Origin of the sequence: Acetatifactor aquisgranensis (assembly GCF_943193215.1) — a bacterium.
Taxonomy (GTDB): Bacteria; Bacillota; Clostridia; order Lachnospirales; family Lachnospiraceae; genus Acetatifactor; species Acetatifactor aquisgranensis.
Genome location: NZ_CALPDH010000003.1, coordinates 1 through 14,062 on the forward strand (window position 1 = coordinate 1; position 14,062 = coordinate 14,062).

General features: G+C 42.9%; 11 protein-coding genes and 1 pseudogene. 5 read left to right on the forward strand and 7 right to left on the reverse strand.

What is annotated here, in order from left to right; genetic code table 11:
- The first annotated feature begins 188 nt into the window (after nt 1–188).
- The 5 genes from NFS35_RS03065 to NFS35_RS03085 all read left to right on the forward strand — a co-directional run bounded on the left by NFS35_RS03065 (nt 189) and on the right by NFS35_RS03085 (nt 4,281).
- Nucleotides 189–2,261, forward strand: a complete 2,073-nt coding sequence (locus tag NFS35_RS03065) for a CDP-glycerol glycerophosphotransferase family protein (protein ID WP_251205682.1) — start codon at nt 189–191, stop codon at nt 2,259–2,261.
- A gap of 16 nt (nt 2,262–2,277) precedes the next feature.
- The gene (locus tag NFS35_RS03070; protein ID WP_251205683.1) at nt 2,278–2,667 is read left to right on the forward strand and encodes a class I SAM-dependent methyltransferase; all 390 of its coding nucleotides are present in this window, start codon (nt 2,278–2,280) and stop codon (nt 2,665–2,667) included.
- Nucleotides 2,668–2,728: 61 nt separating this feature from the next.
- The gene (locus NFS35_RS03075) at nt 2,729–3,019 is read left to right on the forward strand and encodes a hypothetical protein (protein ID WP_251205684.1); all 291 of its coding nucleotides are present in this window, start codon (nt 2,729–2,731) and stop codon (nt 3,017–3,019) included.
- Nucleotides 3,020–3,622, forward strand: a complete 603-nt coding sequence (locus NFS35_RS03080; protein WP_251205685.1) for an HAD-IB family phosphatase — start codon at nt 3,020–3,022, stop codon at nt 3,620–3,622. It abuts the gene before it with no gap.
- An 8-nt stretch (nt 3,623–3,630) separates the two neighbouring features.
- Nucleotides 3,631–4,281 (forward strand): NTP transferase domain-containing protein, encoded by a 651-nt coding sequence (locus NFS35_RS03085; RefSeq protein WP_251205686.1) that lies wholly within the window; start codon nt 3,631–3,633, stop codon nt 4,279–4,281.
- Between the two features lie 138 nt (nt 4,282–4,419).
- Here the strand turns inward: NFS35_RS03085 and NFS35_RS03090 are convergent, their stop codons facing one another.
- From NFS35_RS03090 to NFS35_RS03120, 7 genes and pseudogenes are all read right to left on the reverse strand, one after another.
- On the reverse strand, nt 4,420–5,550 hold the full coding sequence (locus NFS35_RS03090; RefSeq protein ID WP_251205687.1) for an HNH endonuclease: 1,131 nt from the start codon (nt 5,548–5,550) through the stop codon (nt 4,420–4,422).
- Nucleotides 5,547–7,652: an AAA family ATPase gene (locus NFS35_RS03095; RefSeq protein ID WP_251205688.1), complete on the reverse strand. Its 2,106-nt coding sequence runs from the start codon at nt 7,650–7,652 to the stop codon at nt 5,547–5,549. Before NFS35_RS03095 ends, NFS35_RS03090 begins: the two co-directional genes overlap by 4 nt.
- Nucleotides 7,653–7,848: 196 nt before the next feature.
- A pseudogene (locus NFS35_RS29585) lies at nt 7,849–7,959 on the reverse strand (AAA family ATPase); the annotation flags it as partial.
- A gap of 65 nt (nt 7,960–8,024) precedes the next feature.
- Nucleotides 8,025–9,359, reverse strand: coding sequence for an ATP-binding protein (locus tag NFS35_RS03105; protein WP_251205689.1), 1,335 nt, complete (start codon nt 9,357–9,359; stop codon nt 8,025–8,027).
- Nucleotides 9,360–9,558: 199 nt separating this feature from the next.
- Complete coding sequence (locus tag NFS35_RS03110; RefSeq protein ID WP_251205690.1) at nt 9,559–10,905, reverse strand: hypothetical protein; 1,347 nt, start codon at nt 10,903–10,905, stop codon at nt 9,559–9,561.
- A 14-nt stretch (nt 10,906–10,919) separates the two neighbouring features.
- Complete coding sequence (locus tag NFS35_RS03115; RefSeq protein WP_251205691.1) at nt 10,920–12,536, reverse strand: SMEK domain-containing protein; 1,617 nt, start codon at nt 12,534–12,536, stop codon at nt 10,920–10,922.
- Between the two features lie 27 nt (nt 12,537–12,563).
- A complete protein-coding gene (locus NFS35_RS03120; protein WP_251205692.1) occupies nt 12,564–14,048 on the reverse strand; it encodes an RNA-binding domain-containing protein in 1,485 nt (494 codons plus the stop codon).
- Nucleotides 14,049–14,062 lie beyond the last annotated feature (14 nt).

Consider the following 14,062-nt stretch of genomic DNA (forward strand, 5'->3'; position numbering starts at 1 on the left):
AAGCGACCAAGGGGGCGGCCAAGGAAAAACACCTGATCTGCTGCACCTCTATAGTACGGCAGATTGGGAAACTTATAGTTAAGAGTGATAATATTTAGAATAGCACTGTATACATTTTGGATAAATTTGTGATGAAGTTCCGTGATTTCGCTTTTTGAAGAAATTCTTATTTTTATGGAGGACCCCGATTGCACAATCCATTACTTACAATAGGTATACTGGGAAGCTGCTCTGTATCAAATATAGAGTACAATCTTAATACCTATATAGGGCAAAGCTTTCAGGATTTTGAGCTTATATTCTGCTTTGACAAAAAACAATGCATACCAATTTCAAGCATCATTGATTCGCTGAATGCCCATAATTTCCAAATCGAAGGACGAGTCAAAATCCTTGAAGACAAAGATAATAGCGGATTAATCGCTAATGCATTAAAAATCATAGAGGAGGCAGACGGAGAATATATTTTTTTCATTTCGCTGAAAGATGCATTTTATGATATAGCCGTGACAGAGAGAATCGGTGCTGCGCTCGTCAATCATCCAGCTGAACTCTTGGCTTTCAGAACCCTGATAAACAGCTCCGGAGAATGGATGATTTATCCTACGGATAAAAAGAAAATGGATTGTATCAGCATATGTTATCCTAAAAATATTTTATTGCATTGGATACCCAAGCAATTGCTGAGGGAAGACAATTTCTATCTGTTTCAGCAAATGCTCCTTTCTGACATGGCTATAGCAGGATATACTATAAACTATATAGATGAAAATACAGTTACACATGTAACCGAACAGAAATATGAAGATTTAGAGGATTATTATAACGATGAGGTGAACCAGCGCCAACAGTTTTCCTGCTTTTTAATGTCTGCATTTACACCTGACATAAATGACCTTTCTAAAAGCCATATAAAAAAGATTCTTGATATAATAAAAAGTTTTGAGCTGACAAGTAAAACTTTAGTGGATGAAATCTATCAGGTAAGTCGTCTCGCAAATGAATCGTTATGGAAACTGCCAGACAGCATCCGGCAATATCTGGCAGTTCTTCAGCATCTGTATATTGGTATGGAGTCAAACCAAACAAACAGAATAAAATTAGTTCTGTTAAAGCAGAAGCTGGTTTGCATGCTTGCGCGAAAAAAACAGAAGCTGCTATTCCTGACACATGAATATTCAGTATGGCCATCATTGAAATCTGTATATGATGAAGCCAGGAAAAGCAATCTGTACGAGGTACAGCTGGTTTATGTCCCTTTTTTTCACGAATATAGCCAGCAGGATCATGAACGCGAAATAATGGCATACCGACAGGATGGATATCCAATCATTCCCTGTCAGGAATACGATATTTCCTCTGAATACCCGGATGTCGTATTTTATGTGAAGCCTTATGATTCTATTCCAGAAAAATTCCAGGTAAAAGAACTCAGAAAGATTATCAATACTATTGTCTATATTCCCTATGGAATGGAAATCGGAAATGCAAAGGAATGTCTCCGCTATCAATGTTATGGGAATATGCATTATTACGCAAACTATGTCTTGGCATATTCGCCCATTTACCTGGAAAAAATGCGGCATTACACCTATACGAGAGGACATAACTATTTGGATATCGGGCATCCAAGAATTGATCTGAAGCAGGATAAATCATTAGCAAAAAACCCCTATGTTACCTCCATCTGGAAAAAGGCGAGTGGCAGAAAAGTCGTCCTCTGGAATACCCATTTTACAATAACCAAAGGTGATAATTGGGGGAGTTTTCTAGAGTATGGCGAGGCAATATTAGATTATTTTACAAAACATTCCGAACTATTTTTGCTGTGGCGTCCACACCCATTGTTTTATCAAGCACTGGCAGAAAGCAGATTAGAATCTTTGGAAAAAACCAAGAAATGGCTGTACGACCTGTCCAATCAGGAAAATATTCTATTGGATGACAGCGTTTCCTACCTTGAGGCATTCCAGGCATCTGATGCTATGATTAGCGACTGGAGTTCCTTTGTACCTGAATATGCGATATACCAAAAGCCGCTTCTTGTTACACCAAAGAATAAAGACAGTTCGTCTATATTCAGTGAAGCTGAAAATGTCTTTTGTCTTTCGTGCTGTATAGACGATATTTATGATTTTTTGGATGCAGTGCAAGAGGGAGAAAGTGATAGGGATTATATACCAGATTACAGCAAAATACTCTTTATGCCACCGCGCAAAACAGTCGCTAAGCAATTGCTGAATATGCTCAGGCACATTTAGAAAGGATAGGCATTTTATGAGAATCAAAAACAGGAAAGTGACAATTGATTATGAGGCAACAAAGGCTTTCTTTAAAAGGCGCGCCGAAAAGTTTACAGAAGAAAATCCATATTCTGTCACAATGTATCAAGATAAAAATAAAGAGCTGGTAGCTGCAAGAAACGCAAAAGAAATAGAGAAGTTGTATCCGTATTTAAATATCAACCGCCAAAGCAAAGTATTGGATATTGCCTGCGGTATAGGCCGATGGGCGGACGCATTGCCGGAAGATATAGCAGAATATTGCGGAATCGACTTTAGCCCGGAATTGATTGAGATTGCGACCCAGAGAAATACAAAAGAAAATTTCCACTACTATATAGGGGGGGGCAGAACAGGTAACAGAGGTACTCAATCTTCATCATAAAGGTAAATACAACACTATTCTACTGGTTGGTATACTTGTCTACCTGAATGATAAAAAAGCAATGTCCTCATTGCAGCAAGTAGCTGAAGCAGGCGATACAAATGCCATACTGTGTATACGAGAGCCAATCGCCATCCAGGATAGATTGACATTAAAAGATTTCTACTCCAGTGAATTAGACGATAATTACAATGCCGTATACAGAACAAGGGATGAACTTATGGAGCTTTTCAAAGATACATTATTTTATGGAGGCTTTACAATCAAAGCAGAAAATTATCTCTTTGAGGAAAGTGCCCTGAATAACAGAAAGGAAACCGCTCAGTATTATTTTATTCTGGAGAGGAAATAGATGAGCAGATATATTTTTTTGTTTGATTTGGACTCCACGGTCACAAAAGAGGAAATCCTTCCTACAATAGCTGAATCATTGGGATTGTTTGAACAGATGCGTTCCCTGACGGAAAGTGCGATGCAAGGGGAAGTGCCCTTTAAAAAGAGCTTTCTGCAAAGAGTGGATATCCTTAAAAGCATCCCAGTAAGCGAGGTACGCCAATTGGTAGGAAACGTCAAATTGAATGAGCTTCTGTCAGAGTTCATCATTAGGAACCGCGAGAGATGCTATATTGTAACAGGTAACCTGGATGTCTGGATTGCGGATTTGATTGATAGGCTGGATATGGGACAAAATACATTTTGTTCTAAAGCCCTGGTAAAGGATGATTACATACTCGATGTATCAAGTGTCCTGAACAAAAGCGCAGTGGTCAGTCAAATGGTGCTGCCTTTCGTGGCTGTCGGTGATGGAAATAATGATGCAGAGATGATAGAATCGGCAGAAATAGGAATAGGCTATGGTGGAGTAAGGGAAGTTGCACCAGCAGTATTGAATTGTGCCAGTCATGCGATTTATGAAGAGGGAAAACTGGTAGAATTCTTAGAGAGATTGTTATAGGGGGGCATATGTCAATATCCAGAACAGTAATCATCAGTTGCGCCGGCATGGGAAACAGACTGGGCCTGGGCGCCACCAAGGCTTTGGTGGAAATAGAGGGAAAACCTTTGATAGTACGCCATTTAGAAATGCTCAAGGATGAAAAAGATATCCGAATCGTTGTGGGATACCAATCACAGAAAGTAATCCACCTGGTACGGCAATATAGAAATGATGTCACGTTCGTGTTTAACCATGATTACCGAACTACAGGGACAGGTGCCAGCGTTGCCCTTGCATCCAGATATGCCAATGAGTTTATTCTATCTTTAGATGGAGATATCTTGGTTCATCCAGATGACATGAATACAGTGCTGGCGCATCCGAATGAATTCATAGGCGGTTCCATTGTGGAAACAGACGATCCATGGATGCTTCAGACCTATGAAGAGAAAGGGAAAGAATTTGTATGTGCGTTTTCGAAAAATGATGGAAAGTGGGAATGGAACGGAATCACTCAAATGAAAAGTGTTAAAGTGCAACATGGCAATGGCCATGTCTTCCAGTTGATTGAGCCTTATCTCCCGATTCCTTTTTTGAAGTTACGAACAAAAGAAATCGATACCATTAATGATTATGAGCGTGCAACCGCATGGGTAAGAAGTGGTTTCCGGCAGTGAAATGCCGCATTACTATGTGGACGGTGGCAGCATGAAACTTACATCCACATCGGAAACGAGAACATCCCAGCCAATGTGGCGGTCTGCGAAAGCTTGTTTGCATGGGAGCGGAAAACATTACGGCTCCTTGCTGTCCCATTAGGAGGACTGTTTATTTTTAGCGCAAACTATCTCCTGGTAAAAATCTTTGGTCATTTTTGATAAGGGCCTTTTTTGCAAATCATTCCCATCCAAATAATTACCCAGATAAAACCGCTCTACTTCTTCTGGCGTGATGCCCATAGAGGCGCCTATATCACAGATTAGTTTCTGGGCATCCGAATTGGTATAAACCCTTGCTTTCTTAATGATTTCACTGGCATAATCCTTGTGCTGCTGATATGCTTCTTTAATTTTCAGCTTGGTAAGGTTCTGCTGTTCAGCCGAATCATCGGTTTCTATCTCGATTTCTATCATTTCTTCCAGTGCGGCCAGGCTGTTGTTTTCGCCATATTTATTCTGAGAGCCATTGTAAGTCCATGTAATCCGCAAATCCTTAAAAGCTCCATCCTTATACGGTGAAGCCAGCGCCTCTGTATCATCCAGTTTTATCTTATTGCAGGCCGGGCAGCACGGAACCAGGTTGTAAAAGCACAATGCCAATATCGGATATTCCGATTTTGGGAAAAAATGATCCAGCTGCGCCGTTGCCCTTTTCCCCCGGTTATAGGTATATGAAATATTGCAATAGGGACAGACTTTTAGCCCTGTTTTCTCCGTAATCCAGCAATTGATTCCTTTTCGGGACCAGTCATCATAAAACTCACTGAATTCCGTGAAATCCTTATATATACAATCATAAGCTACAGGTGTTGACACTATTCCCGCAATTCTTTTATGTGTAGGATATAATAAATTTCTCCGTTTCCGCAAATCATGATAACTCTTAATTGGCATGATTCTGCACCCGGTATTTTCTATACATATGTTCATTTTCTCCAAATCTAAGCCTATTAGTTCATACAAGTATTTCCTGATTTCCGCTATTTCATCATAGGGCATAACCAACCATTCGCACAGGCACCATTTGTCAGGATATTGGGAACTGAATCGCTTTGCTTTGTTCAGGATTGCTCCAGCCGCAGGCCGCCCTTGTTGTACCATTTTATTTAAAAGTTTTTCCAATTTACAGGAATAATCTATTGCTTTATGCTCGGGAATGCAACTCAGAGCTTTGTCGATATATTCTTCCTCCGCAGTGCTGTCCAATCGGTATTTAATAGGTATCATCGCTCTTCCTCCATCAAGTATTGCCTCAGGAATTCCCGGACAGATTCCTTTCCTTCGCTCTTCTTCAATTCGTTTAACTGACTCCGTATCTCCATTTTTCGATTCGTTTCATCCTCTTCCAGGAAGTGGTGAAACTGTTCATTTGCCTTGTAACGCCAGATATCCTCCCCGATATTATCAATCAACATCTGCAGGAGATTCCTCTCCTTTCCGCTGCTCTTCTCCATACTGTTTTTCAGTATATTCTCCTCTGCTTCCGGATATTGCTTTTGCAGAAAGCGTTTGAACAGTATCTCGGCTCTGTCCTCGCCCAGCGTTCCCTTTTGCTTTTCTTCTTCCAGCTCAGATATCGCTTCCATCAGATGGATGACCCCATTCCTCGCCACCTCACCAATGCTCCCTTTTTCCATAAAAAACGAATCATAATACAGGTTTGCTATATTGGCGGCGAAAGTCTGAGCATGCTCCGGCTCGGCGATAGTTTCTTTCCGCATGAAAATCACATTTTCCCGGGGAATATCAGACAGCAATACCGGGGAATGCGTCGTCAGAATAATCTGGAATTCTTTTTGCGGGTAGCTGGCTCGCAAAAAACTGGTCAGTGAATTGATTATTTTCTGCTGCCATTGAGGATGAAAAGAACTATCCAGTTCATCAAAAATAAGGATAACTTTTTCTTTTTCCCATTTGCGCATAGCTTCATGCAGTCTTGCAAAAAGACTGAACATGCTGCTCTCACCAGAGCTCATTCCCCAGGAGCTTTTCAGAAAATCCAGTTCATAAGATATCCTCATATAACTGTCATAGAAATCCATGAATGCATCTCTATTCCAGTTCCCATTCCAGCCACTTAGGTTCATATATTCTTCAGGAAATCTGTCCAGAATATCATCTATATCCCTGATGTCCTTCATATGTGCGATTGGATTAATGATTGAAAATGGCGGCTGGTCACTTAAAGCCTGCATCATATAATCCGGAATTCTAAAATGTACGAGGAAATCACCATTCTTGGAAGCCTTTAGCATCTGTTCTGTTTTATGATAAAAGTATAAATAATCCTCAAAGGTCTCTTCTGCAGACTCTTTTGAAAAGATTTTTTCAAGCACATCCCAGATATTGCTCTCATCAATTTCTATGGGAACCACTTTCTTTATGGCGTCATCAACCCGATCATAATCATGGAGTTCCTCATGGTCCTGTTTGCGCATTGCCAGCAAATTATAAATATAATCTGTGAAAATGTCCCATTGTAATATCTGAATCGCTTCCAGAGGTTTTATATTTAGAATCGTTTTCTTCTGGTAGGCTTCTTCCATTTCCTTTAACAGACCTATTACATACGCTTTGGTGTTTATTTCACCATGATGTCCCATGCCCATATATTCATACGCCTGTAAAGAGGCATCGAGAACTCTGTCAAAAATATCAATGTCCAGGAACTCTATTTTCACGGAAAGGCTTGTAGGGGCGGGAAAAGGCAGTAGCCGCACCGATTGCAAGTTTCCATAAAAGTCCATCTGTTTCTTGGTATCGCTGTGGAAATAATCCAATACACTGCTGCTTTCTCTGAGCAGATGAGATGTAGAAATATTCAGCTGAACAGAGAATCTTTCTTGTAAGGAATATCCCAGCTCCTCTATATAGTCAGGCTTACCCTCACCATCATCAAATTCCTCAAGATAGTATTTTGCATCCAAAAAATCTGAATAATAGATTAGATTAAAATCATCAGGAAACCATTCATTAATCGTAACATCTGTCTCGATATTCCGTTTTTCATCTTTTGTAAAAGGAAAGAGGTTCAGGCTTCCGCTATCCTCCCACACAAGAAACCCTGTTATTCCCGCTTTTCTCCTATCCTTATCAAACAGAATTGTTCTGATTGCATCCAATAATGTGCTCTTACCCGCTCCATTGTCTCCTACAATAGCCGTAACCGATATCCTGTTCCCATAAAGCATGCAATCGATATGCCCTTTTTCTGATATTGACAGCGTATTCTTTTCTCTGTCATATTTCACATCATAACCTGCATTTAAAAGATATCCCTGCTCTTTTATATATCCGTAGTTCTCTATCCATAAGTAAATCAGTTTCATTCCGACCTTATCCTTCCAGGGGCAAACGGAAGATTGACCAGCCAGTCCTCACGGTATCTCAGCAGCCCCAGTAGGACACCATGGCAGAAATTCTCCTTCTGGCCATTGCGTGCCCCCGTGTCCCGGATGCTGATAGTTCTGCGAAGGTATGTCCCGAATCTCTCTTCCACACAGCATACTGCGCGCCGTGTTGTAAATTCTCCAGAAGCTCTGTTATCAATCCTGTCTTATCCACATAGTAGAAGCCTTCCGTCCGAAGTTTCTCGAAATTCTCGATTCCGATAGGAAGTTTCAGCTTTTTCTCCATCACTTTGCCATTTCCTTTCCGGGTGTATGCCGACAGATATACAATATCATAATTATTGTCCGACCTCAATGCGATTCAATCTCAAGAAACCGGAACTTTGCGATGTACGATGCAATCTCCCCCACCGCATACAACGGAAGATTGACCAGCCAGTCCTCTTTCCTATAATCCGCCATGGAAGTCCGCACAGAAATCTCAGGCTCAAATTTCTCCCGGTAAGTCCTAAGGCTCTTCGCTTTCAGATTGACCTCCGCCTTGACTTCCACCGGCACAATCTGCTCACCGGTATCGACAATAAAATCCACTTCGCAGGAGCCCCGGTCATTGGTGTAATAATAAACGCCCAGGTCATCTATAGTCTTGAGCTGCTGGCACACATACTGCTCGGTCAATGCCCCCTTGAATTCGGTAAATAAGTCGTTTCCATCCAGCAGCGTAATCTGGCGCAGCCCGGTCATACAGCCGAGAAGCCCCACATCGACGATGAACAGTTTAAAAGCTTTCAGGTCCTCATATGCTTTCAGCGGAATCCCCGCCGCATTCACGCGGCTGACCTTGTGGACGAGCCCGCAGTCGCAAAGCCACATAATTGCTGTTTCATATTCCTTTGCCCGTCCGCCCTCGCGCACAAGGCCGTAGATGAACTTTTTGTTCTCTTTTGCGAGCTGTGAGGGAATGCTGTTCCATATCATGCGGATTTTGGGCACGATTTCGATAGGGGCATGCTTGGAAAAATCCTGTTCATAAGCCGCCAATATGCGCTTTTGGATATCCCTCACTTCATTGAAATCTTTTTCCTCCACAAAGCTCTGCACCGCCTCCGGCATGCCGCCGACAAAGTAGTATTGCTTGAGCGCATCGATATAGGTCTGTTTGAAAGAGATAATCATCGGATAGTCCTGCATCCGGAGAAGCTCCGCAAAGCGCTCTCCGCCAACCGCCATCAGGAACTCCTGAAAAGACAACGGATAAAGGCTCAGGAAATCCACCTTGCCCACAGGGAACGACGTCCCTCCGTGCAAGGCTATCCCCAGCAATGACCCGGCGCAGACGATGTGATACTGCGGCGCGTCCTCATAGAAATATTTGAGGGAAGAAAGCGCCCTCGGCACTTCCTGCACCTCGTCAAATATAAGCAGCGTATTATCGGGATTGATTTTTCTCCCGGCATACAGCTCAAGCCCCATAATCAGGCGATTGGTGTTCAAATCGGAAGCGAAGAGTTCCGCCATTCTGGAATTGGAGTCGAAGTTGATATATATGGTATCTGTGTAAGCTTTTCTGCCGAATTCTTTCATCAGCCAGGTCTTTCCGACCTGTCTTGCGCCCTCGATAATCAGCGGCTTGCGGCGTTTGCTTTCTTTCCAGCTGTTGAGTTTTTCTATGGCAATCCGGTACATTGGCACACCTCCATAAAATAGTACAGACATAGCATAGCATATGGGAACGAAATTTACAACGAAAATTTGTTATCTGGCAACATTTTTACGCGGTATATTCGCCATTGTTCCCCGCAATCCTGTATCCTTTTCCGGGTGAACCCGGAGGCGTTTTGTAAAGGGCTTTTTCAAGCTATCCCCATGCAGTTTCGTAAAGCCCTCACGGCCCCAAAACCAGACACCCCTTTCCGGCAGTAAACATGCCACATACACCAGTTTCTCCCTCTTCGTCATCATATAAGAAGATACCATCCCCAAAATTATACCATGTATCGCTGAATTCAATGCGTTTTATATCATCATGGTCGTGGTTATACTGGTCCACCTTTTCGATGACTTCCGTATACGGCAGATCCGTCAGCACCGCGGCACACATACATATCCTGAGGGATTCCATTTTTTTCTCAAGTTCCTGCAGATACGGTTCCGGCTCCATATCCGATGGAGGCAGATAACAGGCAAGCCTGACACTATGTGGATATACCTCATTGTCCTTGGATAGTTCCACCCGGACATCGACATCCGCATATCGCAGCAGGCAATAGTCCTGCTCCTTAACAGACACTTCCGGCACGCCCAAATCCAGCCCCTGCTTTTCCGTTTCTTCCGCAATGCGCCCAATCAGCTCCTGAACGGATGCATTGGAAGTAGCGCTGTCAAAAGCGAAGCCCTTTTTGCCCCTCATGACAACCTTAATCGCGCTGTCCGAATCTGGGTTTTCCCATACGATACCTTTGGAATCTACCACTCTCCATATAGACAATTCATATATTGACGAATCGCTTTCCAGTAGTACGGATGAAGTCGACCAATCCAAAATATCATTTTTATTGTAGTCAGACGATGCGGAAACCCAATCATCAAGGCTAAAGTGACTTGAAAAATAGATGGTGTCATTTCCATCAATGGACTTTCCCGTAATTTTATACATGACATCAATGATGCTGTTTGTTTCCGAAGTATTTGTCCAGTCTACCTGAAGTTTTAAGGATCGATAAGAAGGCGAATTCTCTATGTCCTCATAGAAACAAGCCGAATGCAATCTGGCCGGAAACTCTCCTTCTCCCTTATGGCCGTCCACCTCTACCAGAATCGGCTGTTCCCGCTCACCGGCTTCCCATCTTGAACCGTCTGTAAAGCAGACTTCCGAGACAGCTATCGACAATGCTTTTGCATCCTGTTGAGGCATCTCATATGTGTACATGAAAAAAAGATGGTCATTATTCCACAACCCCGGCCTGATACCGTCAGGCTCAAAAATCTGGCACTCAAAAGGCTGATTATCCAAATTGCTGCGAACAGATAAAATCACTGTATCAACCACTTTGTCCCGGGAGACGTTCTTCCACTTGATAAAAAAACCTATTTTTTCGCCATCGCCATGCACACTAAATACATTTAATTCGACGATTTCCACCGGAGACGCAGTCTGTCCGCATCCCCCCAGCATGAGCAGAGCCATTACCGCCAGGAGCAATCCTATCCCATTTCTTTTCACTGTTTTCATCCCGCTTTCCAATCTTACTCATTACCAGGGAATGTATCCTGAATGCTTTCGGCCTGATAATAGTATTCCGCAGTAAGCCTCTCTATCCCTATCCTGTCCTCCGGCAAAAGTTCCGCCAACGCTGTCGTCAGCGCACCAGACATGCCGATGGCTCCATCCGCAAAAACAGGCACCTTCACCTCTACAGTATAAACCGGTGTCTGCTGTGCCCCTCCATTTATATAAAAAACATCCTGGCACTCAACTATGCAGGATTTTGTAGGTGCAATGACCGTCTCAAATATCAGCGCATCCTCCACGATGGACATCGCATCCTGGCCTGCAAAGGAGAGAGAGGAGGGGACATCATCTACATTAAGAACCGCAAAGAGCGATATATTATATCCTGAATCTCCTCTGCCGCCATAATCTATATCGAATTTTCCATCCGCGCAGCCCAGATAGCCTGACCAGGAGAACATTTCCGTATCGCCGGACATTCCCTTCAATCCAATATGAAGACTGGAGCTGCCGGTTTGGGTGCAGACATTCTGGAATTCGGCTCTGTCGATTACATACTCGGCCAAGGGCAGCACATCTGCCGATTTGAGCTCCGAGCAGTCTGCCATATAGGTACATTCCGCTATCCTCTCCAGTGCCCCGGCATCCGGATTCTCAATATCCGGATTCATGCCCGATACCCAGCTTTCCATGACGATATCAAGATTTTCCGCATCGTTCCATCCATCATTGAAAACGTAAAACTTAAGCATATCGCCAGTTACTACTGCATCCAGAATCAGCACAGGCTCTTCTATGGGCACTACGCTGAGGATATTACAGTACACCTCTTCCACAACGGAGGATTTCTTCCCCTCATTGCGCAATTCGCTTACAATGGAAAATGCTTTTTTAACATTGATACTGGTTTGCTTTACAAACGGCCTGTCTTCATAATATGTGTAATAACCAGCCTCTGTATATTGCCGCAACTTTGAAAAAAATACCTTTCCCACCCTGTCATTTGAAAAACGGGTAAATACTACAGCGACTGTGATAAGAAATATAACAATAACAGCAGCTGCTATACATATGGCTTTCTTGACAAAAAGTTCTCTTCCTCCAGGATTCCGCCCAATGATTTCCAGCCTATTGCTTATTTCGTTTTCAACATAGTCATTTACTTTTTCCAGCGTTTCTGTATCCAGTTTCCTGATATCCCTCATCAGGGCTTTGAAGTCCCATATATCACTTTCCGGGTCGAACTGAAGCTGGTTTTTCGTGTCAAAAGACTTTTTATAAGCAGGTTTATCCCCTAAAAGCTGGATAATCAGCCGATTGCACTTGGCATACATTCCGCATTTTATCACTCCATCGATAGTGCCCTGTATCTTATCGTGCGTCTTCTTTGCGGTCACCTGTATCAGGATTCCTTTTTCCTCATCGACCAAATCGTATGCAGGCGCGTTTTTGTGCTGATGATTTTCATTCACCAGACTGTAGCCAAATGCACGATTCAGCAAGCCGCATATGAAATCTTCGGCTATTATGTGGACATCCGTCAGGTTGGAATCACCACATAACTCTATATAGGCTTTCAGCTGAGATAATCTGGAGGTTATGTTTTTAATGTATTTCTCTCTCTGCAGCATGCTGTTTCTCCGAGGGCGGTTTCATCTTCAACGATACTTTATCTCCCAATATCCCTTCCTAGGTGAACCGTGGCGCTGTAGGATACCTAGTTCTTTTAACTTTTTAATGTTGTTTTCCACTTTCCGGGAGGAAATGCCGATTTCTTTCGCCAAAAGGGTAGCCGACATGCCAGGATTTCCTTCCAGGCAATGAAGGATATTTCTTTGATTTTTTGTCAGAAGATTTCCTGCCAGAAGATAAAAATCAGGTTCTCCGACCTTATCTCCGACCTTATCTCCGACCTTATCTCCGACCTTATCTCCGACCTTGGCACTGGGCAGATTTTCAGCATCTAAAGAGTATGTATCATCCAATGGGACAATAATCTTAAAGATGTCGCCTTCTATGATGCTCGGATTTTTCCCTGAATACCGTCTGCTATACTTATACAGATTTCTGGTACCTGAACCTAGTTCATCTGCATTGCCTATCTGATTAAAAAAGGCAGCTATTAATGGATTTTTAGGGGCAGGGGACAGGTTCTCCGGCGTGATTTCCCCAATCCTCGAAGCCCGGCAGGCATTCTCAGCATACATCTGATTTTCTTCTATAATAAATTTCGCGATATATGGGCTGGTGAATTCACGATGAATCAGCATATTTGTGAGCATTTCACGTGTGATTTTGTCTCTCAGGCTGATATTCACGCCGTCCTCCAAGTAGAATTTATCCCATAAATGTTTCTTGGCAAATGCCATCAGGGCCTCATAGCTTTCAATGAGATTCGTCTTTATTATCTCTCTGTCATCATAACGATCTCTATTGACTTTGCGCAGAAGAGCATCTGTTTTGTAAGCAGGGCATATGGCTTGGATTACATCGTCCTTTCCTAACAACATTACAGCTGCCAGATTGAAGCCTTTCTCTCCGGTTGAGAAGTCTTCGCTCAGGAGACCAGCGCTTTTCAGTAGCTCCTCATCAGTCATATCTTTCCAGGGATGATCCTGCCGTTTATTGAGTGCGCGTCTTCTGCAAAGCGGAAGAAGATCCAGGCGAAGATGCTCCATCCCCACATAAGGATAGATTTTTTTCTCCGTAAAAATATTCTGCTTGCGGATATACATGGCAGCAATCTGTCCAGTGGAAGTAATCCGCACATCTGCATCGTCCACACGATCGTATATTGCTTTTTTATAACGGTGCACTTCTGAGCTGGGAGGTACATGGATATATATTATACATTTTCCATTATACACAATCTTCTCCGGAACAAGGTATACGGTAGGATTTATGATGTCAGGGTTATTTGCCATTTTTACGAAATTTCTGATGTTATCTGTCACCGCCTGTTCCGGAACACCCTCTACTGTACCATCATCAAGTACACCTAAGAAAATGTCGCCACCAAATCGATTGAGGAACGAACAGACAGACTCGTAGGTATCCGATTCTATGCCGTTGCCACAGCGTTTGAATTCCACTGCTATATTTTCTCCCAGTTCTAGCAGAGTTTCCAGACGTTCATCAGTCATAGCGTTACCTCCAT

What these genes read in the sequence shown, in the direction of transcription:
- NFS35_RS03090 (WP_251205687.1), bottom strand. Translation starts at nt 5,550, where the DNA reads ATGATACCTATTAAATACCGATTGGACAGCACTGCGGAGGAAGAATAT.
- NFS35_RS03085 (WP_251205686.1), top strand. Translation starts at nt 3,631, where the DNA reads ATGTCAATATCCAGAACAGTAATCATCAGTTGCGCCGGCATGGGAAAC.
- NFS35_RS03080 (WP_251205685.1), top strand. Translation starts at nt 3,020, where the DNA reads ATGAGCAGATATATTTTTTTGTTTGATTTGGACTCCACGGTCACAAAA.
- NFS35_RS03115 (WP_251205691.1), bottom strand. Translation starts at nt 12,536, where the DNA reads ATGCTGCAGAGAGAGAAATACATTAAAAACATAACCTCCAGATTATCT.
- NFS35_RS03075 (WP_251205684.1), top strand. Translation starts at nt 2,729, where the DNA reads ATGTCCTCATTGCAGCAAGTAGCTGAAGCAGGCGATACAAATGCCATA.
- NFS35_RS03070 (WP_251205683.1), top strand. Translation starts at nt 2,278, where the DNA reads ATGAGAATCAAAAACAGGAAAGTGACAATTGATTATGAGGCAACAAAG.
- NFS35_RS03110 (WP_251205690.1), bottom strand. Translation starts at nt 10,905, where the DNA reads ATGAAAACAGTGAAAAGAAATGGGATAGGATTGCTCCTGGCGGTAATG.
- NFS35_RS03120 (WP_251205692.1), bottom strand. Translation starts at nt 14,048, where the DNA reads ATGACTGATGAACGTCTGGAAACTCTGCTAGAACTGGGAGAAAATATA.
- NFS35_RS03095 (WP_251205688.1), bottom strand. Translation starts at nt 7,652, where the DNA reads ATGAAACTGATTTACTTATGGATAGAGAACTACGGATATATAAAAGAG.
- NFS35_RS03105 (WP_251205689.1), bottom strand. Translation starts at nt 9,359, where the DNA reads ATGTACCGGATTGCCATAGAAAAACTCAACAGCTGGAAAGAAAGCAAA.